This window comes from Clostridium sp. YIM B02569, from assembly GCF_022320765.1.
GTDB classification, from domain to species: Bacteria; Bacillota; Clostridia; order Clostridiales; family Clostridiaceae; genus Clostridium; species Clostridium beijerinckii.
On sequence record NZ_JAKJJX010000005.1, the window covers coordinates 227737 to 252364 of the forward strand.

Consider the following 24628-nt stretch of genomic DNA (forward strand, 5'->3'; position numbering starts at 1 on the left):
CTATTCAGCTTACTTTTCCAGGTAGTGCTGATGTGATTCATTAGCATCACAATATCTTGTACATACGGATTAAAAGGTTTACTAGATTTTATGCAATCTTAACCTTGCTTTCTCTGAATTACTACCTTACCCCTCTTAGGATTTGTTTCGCACTTAAGGTATGCTTCGGATAATCCTTGAGGTGTAAATGGGAAAATCCCGCTCAAATGAACCTTCAATTTTTGTTCATGGACTTTTTGAAGAATAGACACCAAATCATCATGGTTTGGTTCTGCATGAACAAATTGAGCTTTAATTCCGCGAATTTGTGGATGTTCATTAATCGCCATGGCTACCAGCGAAATGAGCTTGCCTCCATCCTTCAAAACAGAGTAACTTTTTCGCCCAGTTTCACCTATCTTCGCATCTAAAACTGTAGCGGATCTATCCATAACCATATCCAGTACAATATCTACAGGACTACTTATAGCCTTTGTAAAATCAGTTGTGGCATAATCAATTACCTCGTCGGCACCTAATTGTCGCACAAATTCATGGTTAAATTCACGGGCAGTTGCAATTACATATGCACCTGCTTGTTTAGCGAGCTGAACTGCAATATGTCCTACACCCCCAGCGCCTGCATGAATTAGAATACGCTGTCCCGGTTGGAGTTTGCCATACCTAAACAAAGACTGCCAGGCAGTCAAACCAACCGTTGGCAACGCAGCAGCTTCATGAAAAGACATACCGGGTTGGATTATTGCAAGTGCGTTTTCTTCCATTGCTACATAATCTGCATAGGCTCCACCGTTGTTAGTAGGAATACCCATAACACGGTCGCCAGGTTTAAAATGGGTTACTTTACTTCCAACCTCAATGACAACACCGGCAAGATCGGCACCGAGAACATACGGCAACTGAACTGGTAAAATATCCTTAACAGCCCCAGAACGTAATACATAATCTGCTGGATTAATTGAAGCAGCATACATTTCTACTAACACCTGTGTTTCTGTAATTACTGGCACATCTATTTCTTGTTCCTGTAAAACCGCTGGAATTCCGTACTCTTTTAAAACAATTGCTTTCATAATAAATTCCTCCTTGTATTTTTAAAGTTTGTTTCAGCTAATTAATAATTTATAAACACTTGTTTACTTATTAACTATTGTCTGATAATGTGATATTAACAAAGTTACTTGTTCGCTTCAATTGTTAAAATAACTGCAATTGTTCATTAATTAACAAAATTCCATTTATCGTTCATTAACTAATAAATATTTCATATAGCAAAATGCGTATAGTTAATTTTATTGAAAAAATTCACATAATATTTTAAGGAGGCTCTTATGGATAGACGAATACTAAAAACACAAAAAGCAATTATTGGAGCATTTATTGAGCTGCTCGCAGAGAAAGGATTTGAAGATATTACAATTAATGAAATAGCAGATCGAGCTGATGTTAGCCGTGGAACTGTTTACTTGCACTACATTGATAAATTTGATTTGCTGGATAAATGTATTGATATCTATTTTAAAAAATTATTTGAAAGCTGCATGACTCTCGACGGTACTACGCTTTTACTTTCAAAATCCTTTATTATTCGCACATTTGAGTATTTGGAACAACATGCTTTCATATATACTACTCTGTTAGTTAACAAAGGAATCCCTACTTTCAGAAACCTCATGATGGATGTGATTCTAGGTAACCTTAGTGATGTGATTGATGCCAGTAGCATAAAACGAGATATGAACAAAGAGGTGACGTTACAGTTTCTGGCTTCAGCTATTGTAGGTTTACTAGAGTGGTGGATTATAGAATCAATACCTATTCCAGCTAAGGATATAGCAGAACAATTGTGGTCACTGTTGGAACGTATTCAAGTTATGCCTAATGCACCGGATCCTAATTAATCAAACTGCAGTGACAAGTATACTATCCCTTATATATCTAAGGAGGAAGTGCTAGGAATATATGCTGAAGAGATTCTATTTTTAAATAAAAAAAGTGGCATCATTTGCTATTGATATGGTGAACCATATCATAAGTGAGAATCGAAATTTTATATTTCGTTATTCGAACTTACTCAGCGAACGAATGTGAGTCGAGTTTCCTTTATTAATGATAACTTAATAATGTATCTTATTAATAGAAGAGAGCCAAGTCAAAATTAATGCGGTTCTCCTTCTTCTTTTTTTAAGAAAAATATTGGTGGTAAATATCCTAATACTAATGGTAATATTAAGAACCCAAGATTTACATTGGTATATATTGATATGTTCTTATGCTAAGATCTAAGATATATTTTTTATTACATTCTTATTATTTTCATATTAATTGTTTGGTAGCATACTTTCCTTAATAACATTTGATAATATTTTAATTCCTTCTCTTATTTTCTCTTCATTAATATTTGTGTAGTTCAAGCGTAAGGTATTTTTATGACCACCATTTGGGAAAAATGCTTCGCCTGAAATAAAAGCTATACCATTTTTCAATGCACATTTTAATAATTCAAAGTGGTACTCCGTCTAGACATCAGATAAATAAATGAATTAGAAGTTTAAAATCGGGAACTGATAATGCACAATATACTAGGAGAAATGCCATAACAATATTGAATAACTTTCTATGACGGCTAATAATTTTTTGAAATAATGCACCAAAAAGAGTCCAGCTGGACATCGATATAAATCCTACTAATGAGAGGAATATAGCAAATAAGCATAATATTATGCTCGATTTATAGTAGGGGATTATAAAAATTGAAGTTACCGTTATACCATAAAGTATTGTTTTAGGATTCATGAATTGCATAAGCATTCCAGATTTAAATGTGTTGATGCTGTAATCATTAATTGCATTTGGGTTAGAATTACTTTTGAGTATCTTGATAGCTAAATATATTATGTATGCTGAACTAAATACCTCCATAGACAACTTTATGTTGGGAAGAAGTTTAAATAAAAATAAGTTAAGATAACCACACAATAACATGATCAAAGCCATACCAGTTGTAGCACCTAGAACAAATTTAAATGTTTTTTTATATCCAAAGTTAGTACCATTTGTCATAGACATAATATTATTTGGACCAGGCGTAAAAGTTGAAACAAGAACATAAGATAAAAGTGCAGATAAATTGAACATAGCTGACATCCTTAATGATTTAATTTGAAAAGATAGTAGTAATATGATATCATGCTACTAATAATTAGTGAAATCAATAGTTTAAATTGTAACAATCAAAATAAATGATTGATTTTTTGGGGGATATAGAAATGGAATTTCGTCAATTAAATGCATTTATTACCGTAGCTAAACTGAGTAATTTTACAAAAGCAGCATTTGAACTAGGATATTCACAATCTGCTATCACTGCTCAGATACAACAGTTGGAAAAAGAATCAGGTGTTAATTTGTTTGAAAGATTAGGAAAAAATATATCTTTGACTTCAGAAGGGGAACAGTTTCTTGTTTATGCTAAACAAATAATTAAGCTTTGTGATGAAGCAAAAAGTAATTTAAGTACATCAGATGTAGTAAAGGGAACTTTGACGATAGGGGCTAATGAATCGCTTTGTGCTGTTAGGCTTCCTCCTATATTTAAAGAACTTCATGACCGTTATCCGGAAATTGAAATTATTTTAAAAATGGAAAGTAATAATAAATGTAAAACATTGATAAGAGAAAATCAGATTGATGTTGCTTTTATTATTGGTCAGAAAATCAATACTCCTGAGTTAATTACAGAATTGGAATTTCCTGAACCTTTAGTTTTATTAGCAGCCCCAGGACATCCACTTACTTTCAAGAAACATGTTTATCCTGAAGATATTGCTGAATGCAACATAATTGTTTCAGAAAAAGGCTGTGGTTACCGAAATCTTTTTGAACGAAGTCTCAATGATGCTGGGGTAACTCCGAAATCAATAATGGAAATGGGCAGTATCCAATCAATCAAACAATTGACAATGAGCGGACTTGGAATAACGCTGCTTCCAAAGATTGCTGCTGCGGAGGAGTTGAAACGAAATGAATTGATAGAACTTCATTGGTGGGAAGATTCCTTTTATTTGACAACGCAAATGGTATATCATAGAGATAAGTGGGTCTCAAAGGCATTAAGAGCTTTTATAGATCTGAGTAAAGAAATGATGAAGAGTTAATATAAGGTTTCAAATTCAAATAACAAAAATTAAATAAATTAATTATGGCATATTGTGCTATAATAGTATTATATTGTTAGAATATAAGTAGCTTAATAATATATATTAAAGATTGGGGCGATAAGTAAAAATGAAAACAATTGGTTTAATTGGAGGAATGAGTTGGGAAAGCACAGTCACATATTATCAAGTTTTAAATAATGTTATTAGAGAGAAACTTGGGGGATTACATTCTGCTAAATGCTTATTATACAGTCTTGATTTTCATGAAATAGAGAAATGTCAATCAACTGGAGAGTGGGAAGCAAGTGCACAGATTTTATCAGAAGCAGCTCTTACTTTAGAAAAAGCAGGTGCGGACTTTATAGTTATATGTACTAATACTATGCATAAAGTGGCTGACAAAGTTCAGGAAGCTATCAGCATTCCTATATTACATATTGCAGAAGTAACAGCACAAGTATTAAAGGCAGAAAATATTACAAAAATCGCTTTATTAGGGACAAAGTATACTATGGAGCAAGATTTTTATAAATCCAAGTTGATTGAAGATGGGATTAGAGTATTGATTCCAGATAAAGAAGATATAGAAACTGTAAATGAAATTATTTACAATGAATTATGTGTAGGTATTATATCCAAACATTCCAAAGAGGTTTATTTAAATATTATAGATAAGTTAACTAATAAAGGAGCACAAGGAGTAATATTGGGATGCACAGAAATAGGCTTGTTAGTTCAACAAAGAGATACCAAAACACCATTATTTGATACAACATTAATTCATGCAGAAAAGGCAGCGTTATGTTCGATAGAGTAGATGTATATAACTTACAACTGTTACTGTGAACTGTACTATAAATAAGGTTTTTTAAAAATGTTATCAAAAATGTCAAGAATGCTAAAAACATTATTGAATTGTTTCCAGTAATGTGACACGTGGAGGCGGTAATTTTGATGACGAATAGTGGCTCTAATGGCAAGTGAGACAGGTAAGCCACAATATGTAGTGGTTTTAAAGTGAAAAATGAGAAAAAATCGGGAATGAAAAATGCGTTTTTCATTCCCGACTTTTTTTGCCCTGTTTATATATGACATCCGAGATTTTCACTGGTTGCTAATTAATGACTCAATGGAATAAGACAATATAAAACTCTATTGTGCGAATATTTATCTAACTTGTTGGGGCACTTCATTTCTTGAGAATAACTTTTTTACTCAAAATATGAATTCCAATCCAGCATAGCAATAATAATACCTGTGCCAGAACAACAAGCCATAGTATCTGCATGTATCCACCTATAATGCAAAATATGGTATTAACCAGAGGAAAACCTAGGAATGTAAACATAATAGGAAAATCTTTTTTGTAATCCATAGAACTAATGACCTTACGATCCCAGAACTTGACGAAGGCTAACACTAAAACTCCCACTGAAATTACAGAAAGAGAGATCAACATTACCCATTGCATATTAGAAGCTCTGGAGAAAAATGGTCCCATATAATTAAAAAAGTTGGATATAGGTGAAACTAAACAGGCTAGAGAAAGAATTGCAGCCAAAAACGGATATATGTATCCAATTAGATTACTATAGTTTTTCTTTTTATGCCACCATTCACCTAGTAATATGAATACAGTCCAGTACCCACCTATGTAAATCCATCCTGTAAAATTCATGACAGGTTCACCATATATTAAAGGTTCACCAGGAAGAGGAATAAAGCTCCACCTTCCAATAATTCCTTCCGCTGTATGAAAAATCTGTTTAATGGCCACCGGATCCATGGAAAAGTCAAAAATCATAGCCATTAGTCCAACAATAAATGGTTTACTCCACGACGGTATATTGACCATCTTTAAAACGCGCAACGTTGAGTAAACTATAAGGAACTCGATAATTGGAACAGTTATTGGTATATTGAATATCATTAGGATACTGTGCCCATATGCGTAAAAACCTTCTTTCCCCATAACTCCCATAGTTGCCGCAACATTTTCAAAGGCTGAGGCGTAGAAAAAGACAAAACATATGAATTGCATTAATACAATCTTTGGACGTTCTTCGTTTTCAATTATATAGAAAACCATTAATGCGGCGATGATTAGAACTAAAATATCTTGAATAATCCATACAGGTACTATAGTTATATTTCCCATTGTGTTACCTCCATTTAAAATTATAATTTATTTGAACGTTCAAATATGTTGTATGTTAAATATATTATAAGTACACAGCGATACTTAATCAACAGGCAGTTCAATAACATTACGTTCGATATCTTACAAATCAGATAAGTGTTGTTCGTTCACTGAATTATTTAGGAAGGGTAAATAAGAACAACTCAATCATTTTTTAAGGTTAAGGCAAAAAAATATTTTTGGGATTTAAAATTATAGAAAATCTATGTAGTAAATGTGGAATTATTACTGAGATTATGGCTAATACTTAAAATGAAGAAGATTAAGAATTATATGGATTATATACGAAAACTTAACTTATACATGAATAAGTTAATAGTTGAAGTAGAAACCCTATGGATGGTTGTGAAGATTTCAAAAGATTTTTTAAAGGACTAACAGATAGACCAAAGAAGGGAGGAAGTTTGTCAAAACTAGCAACAGTATAAAACTTGAAAAGCAGATTAGATTACTTCAATGAAAGTAGTATATTCTTTTAGAATTACAAAATAAAACACATTAAACAGGGAATTAAACAAGTTTTATAAAGTTTTATAAGGTTTTGGCAACGGTATTATGGCATACGAAAAAGCAGATCGCCGGGTGAAATATACAAAAATGATTATAAAAAACAGTTTACTGGAACTTATGAAAGAGCGTCCTATCAGCAAAGTTACAGTGACAGATATATGCAAAAAAGCAGATATCAATCGCAATACTTTTTATTCACATTATGCTAATCAGTTTGAACTTCTTTCAAATATTGAAGGTGAGTTATATGAAGAAATCAGACAGGTTGCGGAACGTACTTTGAACCTTGAAACTTATGAAAAACTATCATATGAAATTTGCAAGTATATAAAAGCAAATAGCAATATATGTGGAGTATTATTTTCAGAGAACGGGGATAAAGAATTATTGAAACGTATTATTTATATCAGCCACGAATTAAATATTGAGAAATGGAAGAAGGAAGAAAAATATATTGATCAAAAACTATTTGATAATTGGTACACATTTACCGCATATGGCACTATAGCCGTAATAGAAAAGTGGGTCAATAGTGGGATGAAGGAAAGTCCAAGTAAAATTGCTGCTTTTATTAATAAAGCGACAGAAGCAGTATCGAAAGATTTTTATTGATACTCTCTAGAACTATCTGTATCAATAGCTACCCCAAGTTTAGATGATATATATGTTGCAATTCACAATGCACATTTTACAATTCACAATTACAGCTAAAATTCTTGTAATATTTCTAGAATTATGATGAAGGATTATTTTTGCAATATATATATTATATTATTTAACTTGTTAATTAATTATGATAACCGATAAATTGTACAGTAACGAAAGGACAAAAGGGCGTTTGCTTGGAGCTATAAGCTTTATACATATTTATCCAATAAATTTCCGTTTATTCCAATATTTTGACGTTTTATTCCATTTCTATTTACATTGCTATAAGAATGTGCATATTATAGGTTATAGAAACAAAATATGTAAATTAATTTGATAAGGCTGAAAGATGTAAAAAGGCAGAATAGTAATTAATATAGAAAGTCAATTTGATTTTTCTAATCTATTATTATCTATATTAATTTTCTAAGTAATATGCCTATATACTATGGGGTTCATAAAGAAATTTATAGAATTTTAATCATTGTTATTATGTTTGTTTTATTATGCATAATAATCATGAAATCATTATTAAAAATAAAGGGATGAGCGAAAATGTCTCTAACTGAAAAGATAGCAACTAAAATCGGTAATAATGCAAAATTATTTTTGAATGTTAATGAAGAACAAGAACAGATAATCGTATATGGAGCAATAAATTTGTTTCAAATGCTATTTGCTATCTTATGGGTTATAATTGCTGGGTTACTTTTTGGAGTGTTTTATGAAGCTTTAATATTTTCTATTACTGCCAGCATTCTTAGAAAATATTCAGGCGGTGTACATGCATCCTCACCAAGTCGCTGTGTCATAATAGGAACATTTTCAGCAGCATTAGCTGGAATTTTAATCAATAATATATTTTACAGCATAAATAGTATTAATGTAGCAGTAATAAGCGGTGCTATTATAATATTTGCATTTATAACAGTTTTTAGAAATGCACCTGTAGATAGTATTAAGAAGCCTATTAAAGATATTGAAACTAGAAGACAATTTAAGAGGAAATCTATTTTTGTTATATTTATTTTTTCATTTATAATAATAATTTTATTCATGCTCAACGAAAAATTTTCAGAATTGTATTACATAAAATTAATAGAAAGTATTAGTGTTGGAGTCTTATGGCAGACTATTACTCTTACTAAAAATGGAATAAACTTTTTAAACAAAGTTGACTTTTGCTTAAAATACATAATTGAGGGAATGGGAACAACCTTGACACCAAAGGCAAAGTAACTTTAAAGATAGGATAAATAAAACAATCATTTTATAGCAGAAATATGATTGTTAAAATATACATGAAAATAAGCATGTGGAAGATGACAATGCAAAAAGGAGAAAATGTAAAAACAATTTGAAATAGTGATTAATATAGAAAATACTTTAACGTTTAAATATAGAAAATATTAAATGAAAGTGAGGAATGTAATGTTTAGATTTACTTGCGTAGATTTCTTTCTTAGACTTATTCCAGAATCATTTATTTTAATATGGGGGATACACATATTTTCTAAAAAAACTATTGATATGTTTAAATACATACTTTCAAGTTTAATGTTAGCTGTATCGTATTTTATTATTAGATGTTTGCCTATATATTTTGGAGTGCATACAGACATTTGTATAATGCTAACTATAATTATTGTCATGTTTATTATTGATATACCATTAATAAAAAATGTGATAGGAACTTTGTTATTATATTTTATGCTTTCTTTAAGTGAGACTATGAACATGTTATTACTAAGTGGCCTAAATATAGACACAGATATTTCTGTTTTACAGCCAATAACAAGATTCATATATGGGATTCCAAGCTTAATTATATTTATAATATCAATCATAACTCTGAAATTTGTACTAAAAAATAAGAAAGTCATTCCAAATTATCTTTAATATAAATATAGAATGAAGAGGAGATGAAATTAATGAATAATATTTTTAGAACTTTGTTAATTAAATTTACATCAAATATTTGTGAAAGAATGGCACTAAGAGTTTCAGCATCAGCATGCAGCTGGGGAGCCTATCAACCTGAAGAACCAAAATGTTTAAGAGATATTAAGAATCATTAATATCAATGCTAAAAGTAAAAATTGTCATAAATTCAAGTGACAATTTTTACTTTTAATAATTATTTATTGAAAGGAATATGCATATGGATAATTATACAAATAAACACAATAATAAATTAGAAGAAATGATGTGTTTTATTAAAGTCGCAATTATAGTATTTGTTAGCATAATAATACATATGAATTTGCCAGAGTATTGGTCAAGTTTATATATACATGAAAATATTCAATGTAACATTTATACAACAGTTTTTTCTTCGCTCTTTATTGGAATAAATTTCATTTTGTGTTTAATAATTACTGGTGTAGTCTTACAAAAAGGAATTTTATTAAAAAACTCATGGTTAATAGATAATATTATTTTTATATTTATTATATCTATACCTATATATTTATCCAAAGCATATCAAAGTGAATGCAAATATTTATTTCTGTTATTAATAATATATTCAATTATTCAATATGGTTCTAAATGTGGGATAGTAACAGCACTTTTTTCTTGTGGTATTATTCTTGGAGCAGATTTATTATATGCTTCTTTAGAGAATGGAGTTAATATATATTTTCAAAAAGATTTCATAATGTGCGGTGTATTTATTCTTGTTGCGTGGATCTTGGGATATTATGTTAATATTGAAGCTGAAAATAATAAAAAGAAAGATGAAACTCTTAATACATTAAGCAATGAAAAAAAAGAGATGGAATCTCTATTATTAAATAATAAAATTTGTTATGATATGTTATTTGAAAATTCATTAAACTCAATTATTGTACATACAAATGGAGAAGTTATATATGCTAATGCAAGTGCAACTAAATTATTAGGTTTAAATGGAGAGAACTTTTATAATCATTATTTATCGGAAGTTAACAAAGATATTAAAAAAAAATACTCAAGAATTAGCCATAATAAGCTTGTAAAGATTACAAGTGAGGAGAGCATATTAAATTGTGATGGTGAATTCATTCCGGTGATTAATACATCATCTTTTTTTACTTATAAAGGAAAACCATCAGTTTTGACATTTTTAAGAGATATAACATCTGAAAAGAAAGTTGAATCGCTACAAGAAGATATAGAAAAAAATTTAAAGTTACTTAATGAATCAAGGGAATTTAACAATCTTATAATGAACTTTTTTACTAATATGTCTCACGAGCTTAAGACGCCTGTTAATGTAATTTATTCAGCAGTTCAAACTGTAAATATTTATTTTGGCAATTATAATTTGGAAAACATAGAAAAATGTAAATTATACTTTAGAACAATGAAACAAAATTGTTTAAGACTGATTAGAATAATAAATAATTTTTTAGATGTAACTAAGTTAAATTCTGATTCTGGATTTATTAGAATAAAAAAGAGAAATGGTAATATTGTAAATATTATTGAAGAGATCACTCAATCTGTGGCATCTTATGTCAATGATAAAGATATAACACTTATATTTGATACAAACGTTGAGGAAAAGATCATGGGATTTGATCATGATATGATGGAACGTATAATGCTTAATTTAATATCGAATGCTCTTAAATATAGCCATTCTAAAGGAAATATATATGTTGATTTTATAGATAAACAAACAAGTGTTATCGTTAAAGTAAGGGATGAAGGGGATGGCATTCCAAAGGACAAACTTAATTTTATATTTGAACGTTTTGGTAAAGTAGATAACACTCTTTCAAGAAAATGTGAGGGAACTGGAATAGGATTATATCTTGTTAAATCTTTTGTTGAAATGCATGGTGGAAAAATAAGTGTTTCAAGTGTTGAAGGACAAGGTAGTGAATTTATAATAGAATTACCAGTGGAATTGATTAAAAATGAAGAAGAGGAAGATAAAATTCTATTTAAAACTAATATAGAAAAAATACAAATAGAATTTTCAGATATATACTCGCTACAAAGTTAAAAATATAGATAGTACTTTAAACTGGATATGAGCTGTGGGGATAAAGGTAAATTGTAATTTGTATGGGAGATAAATGTAAGTGCGCATGAGAAGGAATATAAATTTATGAATAAAAGTTATGTTATTTTATCAGATAATAAAACTGCAATTATTAGAAAGAAAATAGAAGAAGAGCTATACAAAACTTTTAAGTCTGGATGGTCTACTTATTGGTTTCCATTAAAAGATATTAAAGATAATATTCCTGTGATTGCATTTAATTCTGATTATTGGGATGATGATTATAAAATGCAGTCATTATTAAATTTAATGAAATGTCATAATATAAAAAAGGTTTATACACTTCAAGAAAATTCTAATGTTTATGTTTATGATGATTATTTAAGTGAGGTCGGTTTACTTGAGCAAGATGAAGATATGTTGAGTTATAATTTCCCTTATTATTCTGAACAATATACATGGGATGGTAGTCATGATTGGCTTATCTATACATCACATGAAGCAACTGTAACTTTTGCAGGAGAATGGCTTGTAAAAGCGATAAAAGATGAGTTTCAGATTGATGAGATAGATATTATTAGTAAAAATAAATGTTGCTCAAATTGCGGGGAAGTAACCGGGCATTTTAAATATATGAGAAATATTGTGTATGAATGTCCTAGTTGCAAAACTCTTTTCTATTTCAAGTGAGATATAGATAGTAATTAGTTAGATAAATTCAAATTTATAGAGATGCATATAAAGAGTTTTCAGGAAGAAAGTTTACGTATTTTATAAATTAAGAATAGTATCGAATGAATGAAGAACGGATGAGTATAAATATGAATTAGAAATGTGCGAGCATTATTATATAGATGAGGATGAAGGTCAGGAAGTTAGAAGTTTATGTTTTAAAACTGGTAATGGATATAACGCTTCAAATGGGGTTATAACTAATGTAAGAAATACTATATCAAAATATAATTTAGAATAGGGAATGTTAATTGTTAAAAATAATTGACAAATAAATACGCTGTAACTATAATGGTTACAAGGAGGGAATATTTATGATGCAGATTAGCAGTAGATTTACTGTAGCAATTCATATTCTTGCTGCCTTAGAAATTAGCAATGATGTTTGTACATCTGAAGTGATTGCAGGTAGCATACAGAATAACCCAGTTGTTGTAAGGCGGATTATTGGTATGCTAAAAAAGGCTGAACTGGTTGATGTCAATAGTGGAGGTGGCGGTGCCTATCTTCTAAAGCCAGTTGAAGATATTACTCTTTTTGATGTATATAAAGCAGTTGATGTAGTTGAAGACGAAAAGCTCTTTCAGATACATGAAAATACTAATCAGGAATGTATTATAGGTGCAAATATTCAAGATGTATTAATGTTAATGTTACCCAAAGCTCAATCGGCGATGGAAGAGGTATTAAAAAGTTATACAATGGCAGATATTGTTGCAGGTATATTAGAAAAAAAGTTGAATTGAAAGATTCAATTTTTTTTAGAACCATTGTAACTGGAATTGTTACAGTTACAATGGCGGTTGTGTTAATGCAAGATATTCAAGCATAAATAAATGAAATTCATGTGTATGCAAGCAAGTAGAAATTTATCGGATTGCTATATCTAAAATTATCTAGATAGTAAATCAGCATAGTGCAATAAAAGAAAAAATAAATGTAAGAGGAAGGAAAACTAACATGAAAACATTATTTGATAAAACAGTTATTAATAGTATGGAAATTAAAAATCGCTTTATTCGTTCAGCGACACAGGAACTTATGGCTCATGAGGATGGTCACTTAAATGATAGGCTGTATGAACTGTATGAAAATCTTGCTAAGGGAGGTGTTGGTTTAATTATTACAAGTGGTGCTTATATTACAGCAGATTCTAAATCCATGCCTGGACAAATTGGTTTCTACAACGATAATTTTATAGAGGAATACCAAAAACTTACAGATACAATTCATGGCCATGAAAGTAAAGTATTGCTTCAGGTCAGCTATGGTACTAAAAATGGTCAAAATCTAAAACCAGATGATGTTTCTTTGGAAGATATAGAAGCAATCATTTCTGCATTTGGAGATACAGCAGCTAGAGCTGAGAAAGCTGGTTTCGACGGAGTAGAGATTCACGCTGCACATGGATTCTTTCTGAGCCAATTTTTGAGTAGTAGAACAAATATGAGAACTGATCAATATGGAGGAACTCTTGAAAATAATGCAAGGATAATTATTGAAATATATAATGCCATAAGAAGTAGAACAAGTAAAGATTTCGTTGTGTTTTTAAAAGTTAATAGTTTCGATGAAATTGATAGCGAAAAAGCTTTTGAGAGTTGCCAATATATCTGTAGTCAACTTTCTGATTCTGGAATCGATGGGATAGAAATAAGTGGTGAGGGTGAAGCTTCAGATTATAAAGAATCTATATACAGGGATTATGCAGCTAAAATTTCTGCATTAAATAATAATATCCCGATAATTTTGGTGTGCAAAAACAGAACACCTGACACTATAGTCCAGATACTAAATACAACAGGGGTAGAATATTTTGCTTTATCAAGACCATTAATTTGCCAACCGGATTTAGTAAATCTTTGGATGAAGGATTTAAATGAAGTACCAAAATGTATATCATGTTCAAAATGTATGCAACCAAATGGAACATCATGCATTTTTAACAAAGATTGATTTATCATAAACATTTGTTAAAGATAAATAAATGTTTATGATTCAATTGTTACAATATCTGTATTTGTAAATACATTAGAGTAAATAATTAAGTAAAACTAAAATTTAAGGAGCGATGAAAAATGGATTTTTTAGAATTAGCAAAAAAAAGATACTCAGCTCGTAAGTATGACGGGAAAAAAGTTGAAGATGATAAGTTGGAAAAAATATTGGAAGCTGCAAGAGTTGCACCTTCTGGAAGTAACAAACAACCTGTTAAATTACTTGTATTAAAAGATGAAGAGGAATTAGAAAAAGTTTCAAAGGCGGCACGAATCTACGGGGCACCACTTATTATAGTCGCATGCGGTGACCACAATATTGCAGGAGTTATATCTTTTAACAACAAAAGTGTAGTTGATATTGACACAAGCATTGCAACTGATCATATGATGATGGAAGCAACCTCTCTTGGATTAGACAGTGTTTGGATTTGTAGTTTCGACCCAGAAGTTATCAGACGTGAATTTAATTTGCCTGATCATATTGAACCAATTAATGTTCTGGCAATAGGTTATGCAGTTGGAGAGCCAGCTTCTGCAAATCGTCATGATAAAACCCGCAAATCTTTAGCTGATCTTATATTATAATTTAAATAACTATAACAAAAACTTCGATAATATTGAGAAGGTTCCAATTGAAAATACATTATCCAAGGAATTCTAGACTTAGATGAACTTTCAGACAAGCTTCTAGATGATCTGCATTTGTAGGAGTAGGATATGAAGTGCCCCCTAAATGTTAGACATATGATACACTCATATTTAATATTTGGAGGGCACTTCATAATGTTTATTGCTTTTTTCTTAAGCTACGTTATGAGAATCATCATTAGAACTATCAGTATCAATAGCTACTCCAAGTTTAGCTGATATTATAGTATTTAACCTATTAATTGATGAGGATAAGTTATCAATTTGTCTTTCTAAGCGTATTAGCAAATATGCTGCTACAGCTATAGCAAAGCCATTGTTAACCATAAGATTAATTAAATCAGTTACCTGCATATATATCCACCTCCTTTTAATGGATATATGAATGTACATAAACAATTTTAAAATAGTTAATGAAATTATTATATATACGTTGCAAAAATAATTCTTCATCATAATTCTAAAAATATTACAAGAATTTTAGCCGCAATTGTGAATTGTGAAATGTGCATTGTGAATTGCAATATATATAAATAATTAGATATAAAATAAATTATTGAGTTTCACGCAGCTGATGGATACAACAAATAGTGAGAAGAAATGAGCATTATAGATAACTCAACTATAATCTATACTTATGCGTATGCATCACCGAAATCATAAATATTTTGTTCCGAAAAGCTATGAACCTTTAACAGCTCATTTTCAAATGTTTTCTACACAAATATATTTATAATTTCTAGTAAAGATATGAACTCAAGTTTTAACAAATTTGTAAATGCATATTATATAATAGGTAAATATTATTAAAAGGAATACTTAGAGCAATAAGAGCTTTTGGTATTCTTTTTTTATTTTTATGAATGTACTAAGCTACTAAGCAATAGGGCGCAAGAATTTTCATAAGGCTTTGTAAAATTTAGAGAGATATTTAAAACAAGCTCAAAACATTTAGTCAATATTCTTATATTCTATTTTCAATAAACGTAGGTTACGTATTGTGATTACATTACATTTGATGGGGGAGGGCTTGGGATAATGAAAACAGTTTTGAAATTTGATTAACATGTATATTATTAAAACAGTAAATTGTAATTGAGGAAAATATAGTCAAAATAATAAAAAATTGTAGTATAATAATAGTACATAGCACGATTAAATCATAAACTTAACTATTATAGAGAATTAACTTTGCAAATAATAGGTTTTGAAGTAGATCAACTTAAAGAAGGAAATATTGCAACTGAAAATAAACTTAGAGTGTTTAAGTATTGTTTAGATTCATTAATCGTACAGATTCACAAAAGCAACAACTTAAATTTATAAATGAGATTAAAAATTGATTATTATAAGTAAGCTTCCCATTAATTCATATAATGAGATATGTTGTAAGATTATAATTAGGCTAATACTACGAAGCTGAGATTCGGTATAGTAAATAAAAATGTTCTTTGAGCATTGATTTGAAAACATATTGTGAGGATTAATTAAAAGATAAATTATAATTTGTCGGAGGATATGATGTTACTGTAGCAATTATATCTTTTGGTAGCGTCTCTAGTACTATTCTGCGAAAAACATAGGTACTTTTTTTTCTCTAAGATAGGGTAATTATATCCATCAAATCTAGAAAAGGCAACATTGGTAGCTTTAAGTTTTATGTCATATAAGCTTAGAGCAAGTAATTAAGAAAAATCTATGAGGTGATGTTATGAATACAAAGAATTATGTTTTTGATGCAATTGAATATTTAGAAAAACACTTGCTTGAGGGAGTTTCATTAGAACAACTTGCGAAGCAGTTTAATTTTTCTAAATTTCACTATGCGAGATTATTCAAAGCAGTGTTGGGAGAGAATATTGGGGATTATCAAATGAAGCGTAGGCTTACAATTGCAGCGATGAGCTTATTAGAGACAAGAGATAGTATATTGAATATAGCTATAATGTGTGGATATAGTTCTCAGGAAAGTTTTACCCGTATGTTTAAGGCATATTTTGGTATTACACCAAAGGATTATCGTGACAATAAGATTGAATATTTAAATTTATATAAATATTCAATTACACAGGAAGACATCGAGAGGGTGATGTCATATGGAGCAGCAACAGAATATCAAATAATACATAAAAATTCTTTTGAGATAACAGGATTATTGTATCATGGGGATAATAAAAAACATGATGTTGCACGTATTTTTAATCAAACTGCTCAAAAAGTGCAATTGGATAAAATATATAATCAAATTGATGGGGTTTACGGATTGGATTTTTGTAAAAATGAAGAAGTGAGGAGTTATGAGTTCGATTTTATCGCTGGAATTGATAGTCGATATTTTAGTCAGATTGACAGGAAAGATGCTCAATTAGTACATAAATATATACCGGAGAATGATTATGCAGTATATTCCTTAACAAATATAATCGAAAAGATACAGATTCAGATACAGAGAAACTGGTTTAGCTTACTTAATGATGAATTGTATGTCCCGTGCGATAATTACGCATATGAGTTTTATCCCAATGGTTTTGTACCTAATCAAAAAAATATTGAGGCATATCTTTTTATTCCGATAACAGCAAGATAGGTCAAAAAATCTTTTACTCGGATTGTTATAATAAAGAAAAGTAAGAGGAGGTAATAATATGACTGAACTTGAAAATTTTATTTTGGAAGGTAGTATCAAAAAATTACTCTTTAAGTTTTCTATTCCTGCCATAAGTGTATTTTTAGCTAATGTATTATATAACATTATTGATGCAATTTTTATAGGTAATCAGCCTAATGGTAGCTTAGGAATTGCAGCTTTAACTATAGTATTTCCTATTCAGCAAATAATACTGGCGCTTTCTCAAATGATAGGAGTTGGAATTGCTTCTATAACTTCTAGAAGCCTTGGAGCCGGAGATAAACTAAGAGCAGAAAAGGCTGTGGGGACCGCATTAACATCCTCTGTTTTATTAGGAATTTTAATTATGGTTATAGGACTGGTTTTCATAAGACCTATGTTATATATCTTTGGTTCCTTGGAAAATATACTACCATATGCTGTAACATTCTTTAGAATTACTTTATATTGCAGTGCTTTTTTCGTTTTTAGTATTGTTGCTAATAGCATCATACAATCAGAAGGACATGCTAATATTGCTATGATAAGCATGATAATAGGGCCTGTAATTAATATTCCTTTAGATTATATATTAGTTACAAGACTTCAATATGGGATAAAAGGAGCTGCCATTGCTACAGACATTTCCCAAATAATATGTTTCATATTTTTACTAGTATACATCTGTTTTAATAGCAAAATTTTAGGGGTAAAAGTTAAAAATTTAACAATTAATATAAAGTTATTAAAGGAAGCTATTTCCTTAGGATTATCTACGTTTATGACTCAACTGGCTTATGGAATTCTAGCCATAGTATTAAATAATTCATTAAAAATTTATGGAGGATCTGACTTATATGTTTCTGCAATTGGTATATATAATCGTGTATTCGGATTTATTACCATTACTATGTATGGAATCAGACAAGCTCTTCAGCCTATTATAGGATTTAATTATGGTGCTAAAAAATTCGATAGAGTAAAACAAAGCTTAAAGCTTGCAATTCTAGCATCAGTTATAATTTCATTGGCATTTTTAATTATAATTATTGGTTTTACAAACAAAATAGCGGGTGTCTTTACATCTGATAATGAATTAATATCATTGACGGTTCCTATTTTAAGAGTAATGATATTTATGAGTCCTTTAGTAGGTGTTCAAGTAATTGCTTCAAGCTTTTTTCAGTATATTGGCAAACCTAAGCCAGCATTATTTTTATCAATAATGAAACCATTTTTATTTTTAATACCGTTAATGTTAATCATTCCAATATTTCTTAAAATCACTGGTATTTTTGTATCTGTTCCATTAGCTGATTTTCTTACTGCAATGATATCTTTAATTTTTATATATCGTGAGATAAAAAAGATGAATAAATTAAACTTAATTGAAGGAGAAAATAAAAATTCACATTCCAAGCTTTGTTGATATTGTGGTATTAAGTTTATTGTTGAAGCCCATAATCCATTAATTTATTTTTTATTGAGTACCGCCTTCATTTACAATGTGATTATGGTAATAATCTATAGCAATATCAACTATGGTGCTGACACATATGCTAATGTCTGGATGAATGCTCTTTAATTCATTTACAGCTTTAGCAATTAGAAATTCTACTTTTCAGGATGACTTAAAATGTTCTTTGTTAGAGAATGGGATATTAGGTAAATGTCAGGGATGTAGTCTTAGATATATTTGTGATGGAATTGATGAAGTGGTTGATAGCTATGTGGAGGAAACTACTGAAGTTATAAATAATTTTAGTTTTGAATAAAGTGTATATTTAATCTCTAAAACTATGGGGATATAATATAAATCACATTGTAATAATAACAGCTCCAAGGATAAAAAAATTAACCTTGGAGCTGTTAGACGTTTAGCTTTAATAATAAAATGAAATATTATTGTGAATTTTCCTTAGAATATTTTTCTTTCTTACAATAGCAGTAGAATAGCACATATTTTTTATATGGGCATAATCCAGAACTGTATAATTTTTAAAGAATACAAAATCTATAAGTTCTTTCTCATCTTTAGTTAGATTTTTTAGAGCTAGTCTTAATTCTTCATAATCACACATCTCACATAATGAAGTTTCAGGAGAGATTTCTTGTGATGGGATGTCCTTTTCAAAATTATCATGTAAACTTAGAGCATTATTACCTTCAGTAGAGCTTCTAGTTTTAATTCTCTTAATCAAATCATTTATATTATTTTTAATGGCATTGGTAGCATAAGCAACGAATCTATGCTTGTCTAAGTTATACATAGAGATAGATTTAAAGAGTGATTGATAACATTCCTGAATAATATCATATGAGTTATACCCATCAATGAAAGTTCTCTTTGAGATATTATAAATTAATGGTCTAAATTCTTCAGCTAATTTTTCTTTTGCTCCTTCATCATTATCTTTGCACCTAGTAACTAAAGTTTCGATATAATTAAAATCCATATAAACTTCCTTCATACATAAGATCTATAAAATTAATGAATTATTTTACATATATTGTGTTTGATGTTAAATTAATCTCTATATATAGTATATATGGTTAAAATCTATATAACGTATATATGAAAGCAATTTGGAGAAGAAAAATTATTATAAAGGAAGCTGGATTAAGTGATAATGGCAATAGCTATGGTTGTGATGAGTGATATAAAATAGCAGATCAAGCTAATGAAATATCAAAAATGAAAGATATAAAATTTCATGTGGAAATCCATATTAACATAGGGGGAGAGATTACCTAGAAGTGATAGGATTTTGGGAATTAGAAGTGGATAACTAATATGTTGATAAAGTATGTGATGAATTATCAAGGGTTTTAAATTTACCTAACAGGAGGGAAAACAAGAAATATTATTATTCTTAGTAAAGATGTAATGATAGCAATATTTGCGAAGTTAAGAGTACAGCAGAAAAATCTTTACATAGGCTAAATATAAAGAAGCACTCTGATTAAAATATTTATTCTAATCTGGTTTAGTAGCTAATATAACTAATAGTGTTAATAATTCATCAAGGTGTTAGAATGACTTTAAAATCACTATATACCTTTTTTTAAGCATACTTTAATTATGTTACATCTGGAAATCGTGCTTATGCAAGAGCAATTTCAGAAGCAATGGCAGTTATTAGAGATACTTTAACCAAGAAGACTTTGAATCCAATACAAATATATTTGCACAAGCAATTTTCTTTTAAACTTGCTAAAGATATGCTTCAGAAAGCAGTTTCACTTGCTATGTCACAATACCAAGACCCTTTTAATGAAATCCAATATTTTAAGATTACAGTAACCATAGATAAAAGCTTTATTGTTACTAATCATAAGGGAATAAATATACCAATAGAAGGCGGATGGGATAATAAAAATAATAAGCTTATTATTATTACATTTAGTCAACCAAGTAACATGATAGAGGAAGTTAGAGTAATCAAAGGATTGATTAAAGAATTTACGATAGTAGGTACTTTACCAGCAAATATTAAAACATTAGCTTATTGGGATCTAAGTAAGGGAAAGATAACTGAGATAGACTATCAACCTTTGCAACCAGTTGACAAACAGAGTTTGATTAATGCGGCTAATAGGATTTGATATAATAATTAATTTACTATAAAGCTTAATATTTATTTCAAATAAAAATGCATCTTTTGCACTCTAATTTCAAGAATAATAATAAGAAAGAAAATATAAGTATTTATTTAGTAAATCGTTTTTTTACTGGAGTAAGTTTGAATAAATCGATATTAATGGTAATATATGATACAAATATAGGGAATATAATCAAATATTGTAGTATAATAAGGATGGATTATCTGCTTGAAAAAGATATTCTATCCTTATTATGGTTTATGAAGAAAATGCAGAAGGAACGATTATAAGACGTACAATTATGTTTATAATGGGAAGTTATGGTGAAAGCACAATGTTAAGTAAGTCGGATTTTGATAAACTAGATGAAAGATTAAAAAATATAACATCACAATCAGTTGAGCAAATTGAAGTGAATTCTGATTTGCCTCCTACTCTTGAACAATTAGAAGATAATAATAAAACATATTCTATTATGGCAGCAATTCTTTTTATAGATATAAGAAAATCTACGTATTTAACAGAGAATAGCCAAGCTAAGAGTATGGTCAAAATTTATCGCTCTTTTATGAGGATGGCAGTGGATTGTGTTAGAAAGAATAGTGGTGTAACTAGACAATTTCTTGGGGATAGGATTATGGGCGTATTTATAGATTCTTTAGGAGATGATGGAGTTGTAATCGACAAAGCAGTAGATAAAGCTATTAATGCCGCAAGAAGTTTATTAACAGTTACTAATTTTAGTTTAAATAAGCACTTAAAAAATAATGTGAATGGAAAAATTATTGAATGTGGTATAGGCATAGATTATGGCAAAGTTCTAGTAACTCAGGTGGGCATGTATGGTGTTGAAAGTGACGAGAACAAAGAAAATGAAGTGGATTGCGTATGGGTAGGTAATACTACTAATTATGCAAGTAAATATTCAGATGTTGCTTCTGGTGGAGAAATATTTATTTCAAGTAATGTATATAAAGCATTATCAGAAGATTATAAAAGTGTATGGACTGAATCAGCCAAATATAAAGGGAAAAAGTTATATCAAGGATATGTTACAACAGATTACTATTTGGATTTTTGGGAAGAGTTAGGAAGTCCGATTAAAATAGAGGAAGATAATACTGTAAATTTAGATACTTCAGAGCAATTAGCAGATGGGATAAAAGAAATAGAAAAATTACAAAATAAATTAATTCAAAAAGAAAAAGAATTAGCAGTATTAGAAGATAGATTAAAAAGAGAAAATCAAGATTTAAGAAATAATTGTGAAATTGCTAAAAAAGAGAAAAGTATTGCAGATTCAAATAAAAGAGATGCTATAGACTTATTAAGGCAAGAAAGAATTAAATTCTATGATTATCTATATTCAATAATTGAAATAACTTTTCTAAAACCAGATTATATATCAAGAGTAGGTAAAGAACTATGGGGCATGATTATAAATGAGTATTTTGCTATTGGAAAAAAATTAGAATATTCAAATGATGAAATAACTAGAAGAGCAGATTGTTGCTTGATTAATATATATAGTGTATTGGGTATGTATGAAAAGGCATATAGTATTATGCTAATAATGGCACGGACAAATATGTACTGGGTAAATATGGAGGATGAAACATTACAATGGGCAAAAACACAATATCGGTTGGGTGAAGTAGAGAACGAAATAAATAAGCATTTAGTAAATTATACTATTGCTTATGAAAGAAGAAAGGATTTTGAAGGATATATTGATAAGATAAAAAAAATTAGGGGATTTTAGATTAATGAAGATTTTATTGTTCGCACGAGAAAGGAATTTTGGAAATTCGAATTAGAAGATGCTATTAATAAGGAAAATTTAATTAGTAATAGTGAAATATAAATTAAAATGAAAAAATGTTATATGATAGCAAAAATATATGAGAAACTTTAAATGTGGGAGGAATGTTATGGGGCTCTTAATATACAAACGAAATATTTTCCATGGAGATATGCTTTTACTATAAAAAAATATACAAAATCTAAAATTTGGACAAGAATAAAAACGATAATAGAAATAAGATTGCAAACTGTCTTGTTGCAAAATATTAGATAGGAATTAATACAAGATTTAGACTTTAAAAAAGGAGGAATTATTAAAATGGATCAACAAAATAATTTATATAAAATAAAAAAGGAAGAGGCTTTAGATATTTTGGACAGAACAATAAGATTTGTTAATAGCTGCGATAGTAAGGCTTCGGTTGTGATTGGAGTTTCTGGTGTTTTATTGACAATACTTTCTTCTAATGAAAGGGTTACAGAAATTAAAAGTATAATCAAATTAGCAATGGGCTCAGGTATATGGTATGGAGTGTTATACCTAGGAATTCTAGTTTGTGCTGTTATGGTATGTGTTTTTGGTATAGTTAAGCTATTGGAGGTATTATTTCCCAAAACAAATTGTGATGATCTTAATCAAGAAGGAATAGAATTAAATTCACATATATTTTTTGGTGGTATTTGTAAAAATCCAACATATAACCAATACAAAGAAAAAGTAATGAATTACAATGAGGATGAGTATTTAAATGATATTATTTCACAGATATATTTAAATTCAATTATTTGCGAGAGAAAGTTTAAAAATTTCAAGGTCGGAGTTGTTGCTACTTTTTTAGGCCTTTTAAGTTTTTTGGTGGTACTTATTATTGGAAAGCTATTGTATTAGAGGGTCGGTGATGTTTATGGCAAATTATGATTATAAAGCAGGAAAAAAACGAATAAAAGATATATTAGATAATAAATTAGAAGTTATAGAAAAAAACAAAGTGCCATTAGATGATGAGTTTACATTTAATAATGGGTATTATAGCTGGGTAACGGGTCTGTTTGTAGATATTAGAGATTCCTCATCTCTTTTTTCAGATGAAGATAAAGAGAAGGTTTCAAAAATAATTAGGAGTTTTACTTCAGAAATCATTGAAATTTTACGTGATAATGATAATCTAAGAGAAATTGGTATTCGTGGTGATTGTGTATATGCAATATATACTACACCTGATAAAGTTGATGAATATGAGATTGCAGAGATGTCATTTTATATTAATACTTACATGAAAATGTTAAATAAGTTATTAATAGATAAGAAATTTCCAACTGTTTCAGTGGGGATTGGTGTGGCAACGGCACAAGAACTTGTAGTGAAAGCTGGGAGAAAAGATGTTGGAATTAATAGCAAAGTTTGGATTGGAGATGCAGTTACAAAGGCTTCAAATCTTTCATCATTAGGTAACAAAAATGGTTTAAAATCAATAGTTTTTTCAAGTTCTAGTTACAATAACTTTATTGATAAATTACTTGAAATGGATGGCGATGAAGCAAAGGGGTGGTTTACAAAGCATACAAATGCAGAATATGGCATTTATTATGATGCAGATATTATTAAGAGTGATTTTAATGACTGGATTAATAATGGTATGAAAGAATAAGTTATATTCTATATTGAAATTATATATATATTTTATTTGATTGTTGATTACAAAATAAAGTGTTTGATTATAT

Annotated in this window: 27 protein-coding genes; 20 read left to right on the forward strand and 7 right to left on the reverse strand. The window is 29.2% G+C overall.

The window, feature by feature from the left end:
- Positions 1 to 98: 98 nt before the first annotated feature.
- Positions 99 to 1073 (reverse strand): NADP-dependent oxidoreductase, encoded by a 975-nt coding sequence (locus tag L3B96_RS06795; protein ID WP_238859573.1) that lies wholly within the window; start codon positions 1071 to 1073, stop codon positions 99 to 101.
- 258 nt (positions 1074 to 1331) lie between these two features.
- On the opposite strand from L3B96_RS06795, the gene L3B96_RS06800 reads away from it, so the two are divergent.
- Positions 1332 to 1901 (forward strand): TetR/AcrR family transcriptional regulator, encoded by a 570-nt coding sequence (locus L3B96_RS06800; RefSeq protein WP_238859575.1) that lies wholly within the window; start codon positions 1332 to 1334, stop codon positions 1899 to 1901.
- 420 nt (positions 1902 to 2321) lie between these two features.
- Here L3B96_RS06800 and L3B96_RS06805 read toward each other — a convergent pair whose 3' ends face one another.
- Positions 2322 to 2486, reverse strand: coding sequence for a hypothetical protein (locus tag L3B96_RS06805; protein WP_238859576.1), 165 nt, complete (start codon positions 2484 to 2486; stop codon positions 2322 to 2324).
- Positions 2487 to 2526: 40 nt separating this feature from the next.
- Positions 2527 to 3147, reverse strand: coding sequence for a LysE family transporter (locus L3B96_RS06810; RefSeq protein ID WP_343073064.1), 621 nt, complete (start codon positions 3145 to 3147; stop codon positions 2527 to 2529).
- Between the two features lie 122 nt (positions 3148 to 3269).
- On the opposite strand from L3B96_RS06810, the gene L3B96_RS06815 reads away from it, so the two are divergent.
- Positions 3270 to 4157, forward strand: a complete 888-nt coding sequence (locus tag L3B96_RS06815) for a LysR family transcriptional regulator (RefSeq protein ID WP_238859579.1) — start codon at positions 3270 to 3272, stop codon at positions 4155 to 4157.
- A 130-nt stretch (positions 4158 to 4287) separates the two neighbouring features.
- Complete coding sequence (locus L3B96_RS06820) at positions 4288 to 4977, forward strand: aspartate/glutamate racemase family protein (RefSeq protein ID WP_238859580.1); 690 nt, start codon at positions 4288 to 4290, stop codon at positions 4975 to 4977.
- A 372-nt stretch (positions 4978 to 5349) separates the two neighbouring features.
- On the opposite strand, the gene L3B96_RS06825 is transcribed toward L3B96_RS06820, so the two are convergent.
- On the reverse strand, positions 5350 to 6318 hold the full coding sequence (locus L3B96_RS06825; protein WP_238859582.1) for a carotenoid biosynthesis protein: 969 nt from the start codon (positions 6316 to 6318) through the stop codon (positions 5350 to 5352).
- Positions 6319 to 6612: 294 nt separating this feature from the next.
- Between L3B96_RS06825 and L3B96_RS27195 the strand changes: the two genes are divergently transcribed.
- The 3 genes from L3B96_RS27195 (at position 6613) to L3B96_RS06835 (ending at position 8757) form a co-directional block, all read left to right on the forward strand.
- Positions 6613 to 6738: a hypothetical protein gene (locus L3B96_RS27195; protein ID WP_275297114.1), complete on the forward strand. Its 126-nt coding sequence runs from the start codon at positions 6613 to 6615 to the stop codon at positions 6736 to 6738.
- Between the two features lie 177 nt (positions 6739 to 6915).
- The gene (locus tag L3B96_RS06830) at positions 6916 to 7482 is read left to right on the forward strand and encodes a TetR/AcrR family transcriptional regulator (protein ID WP_236887816.1); all 567 of its coding nucleotides are present in this window, start codon (positions 6916 to 6918) and stop codon (positions 7480 to 7482) included.
- 591 nt (positions 7483 to 8073) lie between these two features.
- Positions 8074 to 8757, forward strand: a complete 684-nt coding sequence (locus L3B96_RS06835) for an accessory gene regulator B family protein (protein WP_238859584.1) — start codon at positions 8074 to 8076, stop codon at positions 8755 to 8757.
- Positions 8758 to 8927: 170 nt separating this feature from the next.
- Here the strand turns inward: L3B96_RS06835 and L3B96_RS06840 are convergent, their stop codons facing one another.
- Positions 8928 to 9365, reverse strand: a complete 438-nt coding sequence (locus L3B96_RS06840) for a hypothetical protein (protein WP_238859586.1) — start codon at positions 9363 to 9365, stop codon at positions 8928 to 8930.
- A gap of 84 nt (positions 9366 to 9449) precedes the next feature.
- Here L3B96_RS06840 and L3B96_RS06845 point away from each other — a divergent pair, with 84 nt between their 5' ends.
- The 7 genes from L3B96_RS06845 to L3B96_RS06875 all read left to right on the forward strand — a co-directional run bounded on the left by L3B96_RS06845 (position 9450) and on the right by L3B96_RS06875 (position 14829).
- The gene (locus L3B96_RS06845; RefSeq protein ID WP_017212406.1) at positions 9450 to 9596 is read left to right on the forward strand and encodes a cyclic lactone autoinducer peptide; all 147 of its coding nucleotides are present in this window, start codon (positions 9450 to 9452) and stop codon (positions 9594 to 9596) included.
- Between the two features lie 83 nt (positions 9597 to 9679).
- Positions 9680 to 11512, forward strand: a complete 1833-nt coding sequence (locus tag L3B96_RS06850) for a PAS domain-containing sensor histidine kinase (RefSeq protein ID WP_238859588.1) — start codon at positions 9680 to 9682, stop codon at positions 11510 to 11512.
- Between the two features lie 105 nt (positions 11513 to 11617).
- A complete protein-coding gene (locus L3B96_RS06855) occupies positions 11618 to 12202 on the forward strand; it encodes a hypothetical protein (protein ID WP_238859589.1) in 585 nt (194 codons plus the stop codon).
- A gap of 142 nt (positions 12203 to 12344) precedes the next feature.
- Positions 12345 to 12485: a hypothetical protein gene (locus L3B96_RS06860; RefSeq protein WP_238859591.1), complete on the forward strand. Its 141-nt coding sequence runs from the start codon at positions 12345 to 12347 to the stop codon at positions 12483 to 12485.
- A 76-nt stretch (positions 12486 to 12561) separates the two neighbouring features.
- Complete coding sequence (locus L3B96_RS06865) at positions 12562 to 12990, forward strand: Rrf2 family transcriptional regulator (RefSeq protein ID WP_039773646.1); 429 nt, start codon at positions 12562 to 12564, stop codon at positions 12988 to 12990.
- Between the two features lie 214 nt (positions 12991 to 13204).
- Positions 13205 to 14200: an NADH:flavin oxidoreductase gene (locus tag L3B96_RS06870; protein WP_238859592.1), complete on the forward strand. Its 996-nt coding sequence runs from the start codon at positions 13205 to 13207 to the stop codon at positions 14198 to 14200.
- Between the two features lie 122 nt (positions 14201 to 14322).
- Positions 14323 to 14829 (forward strand): nitroreductase family protein, encoded by a 507-nt coding sequence (locus L3B96_RS06875; RefSeq protein WP_238859598.1) that lies wholly within the window; start codon positions 14323 to 14325, stop codon positions 14827 to 14829.
- Between the two features lie 216 nt (positions 14830 to 15045).
- Here L3B96_RS06875 and L3B96_RS06880 read toward each other — a convergent pair whose 3' ends face one another.
- Positions 15046 to 15246, reverse strand: coding sequence for a YvrJ family protein (locus tag L3B96_RS06880; protein WP_173713877.1), 201 nt, complete (start codon positions 15244 to 15246; stop codon positions 15046 to 15048).
- A gap of 1357 nt (positions 15247 to 16603) precedes the next feature.
- Here L3B96_RS06880 and L3B96_RS06885 point away from each other — a divergent pair.
- From L3B96_RS06885 to L3B96_RS06895, 3 genes are all read left to right on the forward strand, one after another.
- On the forward strand, positions 16604 to 17479 hold the full coding sequence (locus L3B96_RS06885; protein WP_238859600.1) for an AraC family transcriptional regulator: 876 nt from the start codon (positions 16604 to 16606) through the stop codon (positions 17477 to 17479).
- 58 nt (positions 17480 to 17537) lie between these two features.
- Positions 17538 to 18929 carry an MATE family efflux transporter gene (locus L3B96_RS06890; protein ID WP_238859602.1) on the forward strand — a complete coding sequence of 464 codons (1392 nt, stop codon included), beginning with the start codon at positions 17538 to 17540 and terminating at the stop codon, positions 18927 to 18929.
- 145 nt (positions 18930 to 19074) lie between these two features.
- A complete protein-coding gene (locus L3B96_RS06895) occupies positions 19075 to 19275 on the forward strand; it encodes a hypothetical protein (protein ID WP_238859603.1) in 201 nt (66 codons plus the stop codon).
- A 108-nt stretch (positions 19276 to 19383) separates the two neighbouring features.
- Here L3B96_RS06895 and L3B96_RS06900 read toward each other — a convergent pair whose 3' ends face one another.
- Positions 19384 to 19956 (reverse strand): sigma-70 family RNA polymerase sigma factor, encoded by a 573-nt coding sequence (locus L3B96_RS06900; RefSeq protein ID WP_238859605.1) that lies wholly within the window; start codon positions 19954 to 19956, stop codon positions 19384 to 19386.
- Positions 19957 to 20629: 673 nt separating this feature from the next.
- Between L3B96_RS06900 and L3B96_RS06905 the strand changes: the two genes are divergently transcribed.
- The 4 genes from L3B96_RS06905 to L3B96_RS06920 all read left to right on the forward strand — a co-directional run bounded on the left by L3B96_RS06905 (position 20630) and on the right by L3B96_RS06920 (position 24555).
- On the forward strand, positions 20630 to 21106 hold the full coding sequence (locus L3B96_RS06905; RefSeq protein ID WP_238859607.1) for a hypothetical protein: 477 nt from the start codon (positions 20630 to 20632) through the stop codon (positions 21104 to 21106).
- 250 nt (positions 21107 to 21356) lie between these two features.
- Positions 21357 to 22865, forward strand: a complete 1509-nt coding sequence (locus L3B96_RS06910; RefSeq protein ID WP_238859609.1) for an adenylate/guanylate cyclase domain-containing protein — start codon at positions 21357 to 21359, stop codon at positions 22863 to 22865.
- Between the two features lie 360 nt (positions 22866 to 23225).
- Positions 23226 to 23795 carry a Pycsar system effector family protein gene (locus L3B96_RS06915; RefSeq protein ID WP_238859610.1) on the forward strand — a complete coding sequence of 190 codons (570 nt, stop codon included), beginning with the start codon at positions 23226 to 23228 and terminating at the stop codon, positions 23793 to 23795.
- On the forward strand, positions 23776 to 24555 hold the full coding sequence (locus L3B96_RS06920; RefSeq protein ID WP_238859612.1) for an adenylate/guanylate cyclase domain-containing protein: 780 nt from the start codon (positions 23776 to 23778) through the stop codon (positions 24553 to 24555). The genes L3B96_RS06915 and L3B96_RS06920 overlap by 20 nt, the downstream gene beginning before the upstream one ends.
- The last annotated feature ends 73 nt before the right edge of the window (positions 24556 to 24628 follow it).

Bases quoted from the DNA above. Each gene is read 5' to 3' on its own strand.
- L3B96_RS06795 (WP_238859573.1), bottom strand. From the start codon at position 1,073: ATGAAAGCAATTGTTTTAAAAGAGTACGGAATTCCAGCGGTTTTACAG.
- L3B96_RS06800 (WP_238859575.1), top strand. From the start codon at position 1,332: ATGGATAGACGAATACTAAAAACACAAAAAGCAATTATTGGAGCATTT.
- L3B96_RS06810 (WP_343073064.1), bottom strand. From the start codon at position 3,147: ATGTCAGCTATGTTCAATTTATCTGCACTTTTATCTTATGTTCTTGTT.
- L3B96_RS06815 (WP_238859579.1), top strand. From the start codon at position 3,270: ATGGAATTTCGTCAATTAAATGCATTTATTACCGTAGCTAAACTGAGT.
- L3B96_RS06820 (WP_238859580.1), top strand. From the start codon at position 4,288: ATGAAAACAATTGGTTTAATTGGAGGAATGAGTTGGGAAAGCACAGTC.
- L3B96_RS06825 (WP_238859582.1), bottom strand. From the start codon at position 6,318: ATGGGAAATATAACTATAGTACCTGTATGGATTATTCAAGATATTTTA.
- L3B96_RS27195 (WP_275297114.1), top strand. From the start codon at position 6,613: ATGAAGAAGATTAAGAATTATATGGATTATATACGAAAACTTAACTTA.
- L3B96_RS06830 (WP_236887816.1), top strand. From the start codon at position 6,916: ATGGCATACGAAAAAGCAGATCGCCGGGTGAAATATACAAAAATGATT.
- L3B96_RS06835 (WP_238859584.1), top strand. From the start codon at position 8,074: ATGTCTCTAACTGAAAAGATAGCAACTAAAATCGGTAATAATGCAAAA.
- L3B96_RS06840 (WP_238859586.1), bottom strand. From the start codon at position 9,365: ATGATTGATATTATAAATATAATTAAGCTTGGAATCCCATATATGAAT.
- L3B96_RS06845 (WP_017212406.1), top strand. From the start codon at position 9,450: ATGAATAATATTTTTAGAACTTTGTTAATTAAATTTACATCAAATATT.
- L3B96_RS06850 (WP_238859588.1), top strand. From the start codon at position 9,680: ATGGATAATTATACAAATAAACACAATAATAAATTAGAAGAAATGATG.
- L3B96_RS06855 (WP_238859589.1), top strand. From the start codon at position 11,618: ATGAATAAAAGTTATGTTATTTTATCAGATAATAAAACTGCAATTATT.
- L3B96_RS06860 (WP_238859591.1), top strand. From the start codon at position 12,345: ATGTGCGAGCATTATTATATAGATGAGGATGAAGGTCAGGAAGTTAGA.
- L3B96_RS06865 (WP_039773646.1), top strand. From the start codon at position 12,562: ATGCAGATTAGCAGTAGATTTACTGTAGCAATTCATATTCTTGCTGCC.
- L3B96_RS06870 (WP_238859592.1), top strand. From the start codon at position 13,205: ATGAAAACATTATTTGATAAAACAGTTATTAATAGTATGGAAATTAAA.
- L3B96_RS06875 (WP_238859598.1), top strand. From the start codon at position 14,323: ATGGATTTTTTAGAATTAGCAAAAAAAAGATACTCAGCTCGTAAGTAT.
- L3B96_RS06880 (WP_173713877.1), bottom strand. From the start codon at position 15,246: ATGCAGGTAACTGATTTAATTAATCTTATGGTTAACAATGGCTTTGCT.
- L3B96_RS06885 (WP_238859600.1), top strand. From the start codon at position 16,604: ATGAATACAAAGAATTATGTTTTTGATGCAATTGAATATTTAGAAAAA.
- L3B96_RS06890 (WP_238859602.1), top strand. From the start codon at position 17,538: ATGACTGAACTTGAAAATTTTATTTTGGAAGGTAGTATCAAAAAATTA.
- L3B96_RS06895 (WP_238859603.1), top strand. From the start codon at position 19,075: ATGCTCTTTAATTCATTTACAGCTTTAGCAATTAGAAATTCTACTTTT.
- L3B96_RS06900 (WP_238859605.1), bottom strand. From the start codon at position 19,956: ATGGATTTTAATTATATCGAAACTTTAGTTACTAGGTGCAAAGATAAT.
- L3B96_RS06905 (WP_238859607.1), top strand. From the start codon at position 20,630: ATGGCAGTTATTAGAGATACTTTAACCAAGAAGACTTTGAATCCAATA.
- L3B96_RS06910 (WP_238859609.1), top strand. From the start codon at position 21,357: ATGGTTTATGAAGAAAATGCAGAAGGAACGATTATAAGACGTACAATT.
- L3B96_RS06915 (WP_238859610.1), top strand. From the start codon at position 23,226: ATGGATCAACAAAATAATTTATATAAAATAAAAAAGGAAGAGGCTTTA.